This window comes from Pontibacter ummariensis (genome assembly GCF_900188175.1).
Classification (GTDB): Bacteria; Bacteroidota; Bacteroidia; order Cytophagales; family Hymenobacteraceae; genus Pontibacter; species Pontibacter ummariensis.
Genome location: NZ_FZOQ01000069.1, coordinates 1 through 2332, shown reverse-complemented (window position 1 = coordinate 2332; position 2332 = coordinate 1). Strand labels below are relative to the sequence as shown.

Sequence of the window (2332 nt, the reverse complement as noted above, 5' to 3'; positions counted from 1 at the left end):
CTTTTCTTATCCTTACGCTTCCTGCCTGTCAGGAACCTGCACCTTATCTCTGAAGTACTCCAGGGTCCTTTTCAGGCCCTCGGCCCGGTCCACCCTGGGCTCCCAGCCCAGGATCTCCCTGGCCTTGGAGATGTCGGGCTGCCGCTTCTGCGGGTCATCCTTGGGCAGGGGCTGGTACTCCACCTTCAGCTCCGCCCCCGTCAGGCGGCATATCTCCTCCGCAAACTCCCTGATGGTGATTTCGGAGGGGTTGCCGATGTTGACCGGCAGGTGGTAGTCGCTCAAAAGCAGGCGGTAAATCCCCTCCACCAGGTCATCCACGTAGCAGAAGGAGCGCGTCTGGCTGCCGTCCCCGAAGATGCTCAGCGGCTCCCGGCGCAGGGCCTGGCTCAAAAAGGCCGGTAGCACCCGCCCGTCGTCCAGGCGCATGCGCGGACCGTAGGTATTGAAGATGCGCACGATGCGCGTCTCCAGCCCGTGGTGCATGTGGTAGGCCATCGTCATGGCCTCCTGGAAGCGCTTGGCCTCGTCGTAGCAGCCCCGCGGCCCCACCGGGTTCACGTTCCCCCAATAGTCCTCCCGCTGCGGGTGCACTAAAGGGTCACCGTACACTTCGGAGGTGGAGGCGATCAGCATCCGCGCCCTCTTGGCCTTGGCCAGCCCCAGCAGGTTGTGCGTGCCCAGCGAGCCCACCTTCAGCGTCTGGATCGGGATCTTCAGGTAGTCGATCGGGCTGGCCGGCGAGGCGAAGTGCAGGATGTAGTCCAGCTCCCCCGGCACGTGCACGAATTTGGACACGTCGTGGTGGTAGAACTCGAAGTCGGGCAGCTTGAACAGGTGCTCGATGTTCTCAAGGTCCCCGGTGATCAGGTTGTCCATCGCGATCACATGGTAACCCTCCCTGATGAACCTGTCGCAGAGGTGGGAGCCCAAAAAGCCCGCTCCGCCCGTGATCAGTACTCTTTTCTTAGCCATGCCTACACTGTCTCCTTTAGTTGCTGCTCCTTCTGCTTGAGGCCTATGCCGTAGTAGGTGAAGCCCTTCTCCCTCAGGTCAGCGGCATCGTAGATGTTGCGGCCGTCGAAGACCACCCTCTCCTTCATCAGCTTGCTCACCACGTTGAAGTTGGGGGAGCGGAACTCGGGCCACTCGGTCACCAGCAAGAGGGCGTCGGCGTCGATCAAAGCCTCGTACTCGTCCTTGCCGTACTCGATCGTCTCGCCCAGCACGCGCCTTGCCTCCTCCATGGCCACCGGGTCGTAGGCCCTGACCTTGGCCCCCCGCTCCAACAGCTTCTGGATGATCACCAAAGAGGGCGCCTCCCGCATGTCGTCAGTCTTGGGCTTGAACGACAGGCCCCACAGGGCGAAGGTCCTGCCCGCCAGGTCCCCCTTGAAGTGGGTATCGATCTTGTTGAAGAGCACCTCCTTCTGGCTCTCGTTCACTTCCTCCACGCTCTGGAGCACCCGCATCCGGTAGCCGTTCTCGGCGGCCGTGCGGATCAGGGCCTTCACGTCCTTTGGAAAGCAGCTTCCCCCGTAGCCGATGCCCGGGTAGATGAACTTGTTGCCGATCCTGGCGTCCGAGCCGATGCCCTTTCTGACCATGTTCACGTCGGCGCCCATGATCTCGCAGAGGTTGGCGATGTCGTTCATGAAGCTGATCTTGGTGGCCAGCATGGCGTTGGCGGCGTACTTGGTCATCTCGGCCGAGGGGATGTCCATGAAGATGAGCGGGTGGCCGTTCATCAAAAAGGGCTTGTAGAGCTTGTTCATCACCTTCTCGGCCCGCTCCGAGGCCACCCCCACCACAATGCGGTCGGGCTTCAGAAAGTCCTCGATGGCCGCCCCCTCCTTCAGGAACTCGGGGTTGGAGGCCACGTCGAAGTCAATGTCGGCGCCCCTTGCCTCGAGCTCCTCCTCGATGGCCTGGCGCACTTTCTGGGCCGTGCCCACCGGCACGGTGCTCTTGGTCACCACCACCATGTAGTCGGTCATGTTGCGGCCGATCTCCCGGGCCACGGCCAGCACGTACTTCAGGTCGGCCGAGCCGTCCTCCCCGGGGGGCGTGCCCACGGCGATGAAGGCCGCCTCGCAGCCGCAGCCCTGGATGGAGGAGGCAAGGTCGGTGGAGAAGCTAAGGCGCTCCTTCTGCGTGTTGCGCAGCACCATCTCCTTGAGCCCCGGCTCGTAGATGGGCAGGATACCCTTCTTCAGGTTCTCGATCTTCTGCTCGTCGATGTCGATGCAGGTCACGTCGATGCCCACCTCGGCAAAGCACGTGCCCGTCACCAATCCTACGTAACCCGTGCCAACTACTGCTATTCTCATAG

At 62.3% G+C, this 2332-nt stretch carries 2 protein-coding genes; both read right to left on the bottom strand.

All coding sequences use genetic code 11. From position 1 onward, the window contains the following. Nucleotides 1-12: 12 nt before the first annotated feature. Nucleotides 13-975: a UDP-glucuronic acid decarboxylase family protein gene (locus CHB92_RS25375; protein ID WP_089322035.1), complete on the bottom strand. Its 963-nt coding sequence runs from the start codon at nt 973-975 to the stop codon at nt 13-15. A 2-nt stretch (nt 976-977) separates the two neighbouring features. Next, on the bottom strand, nt 978-2330 hold the full coding sequence (locus CHB92_RS25370; protein WP_089322034.1) for a UDP-glucose dehydrogenase family protein: 1353 nt from the start codon (nt 2328-2330) through the stop codon (nt 978-980). Nucleotides 2331-2332 lie beyond the last annotated feature (2 nt).

Bases quoted from the DNA above. Each gene is read 5' to 3' on its own strand.
- CHB92_RS25370 (WP_089322034.1), bottom strand. From the start codon at position 2,330: ATGAGAATAGCAGTAGTTGGCACGGGTTACGTAGGATTGGTGACGGGC.
- CHB92_RS25375 (WP_089322035.1), bottom strand. From the start codon at position 975: ATGGCTAAGAAAAGAGTACTGATCACGGGCGGAGCGGGCTTTTTGGGC.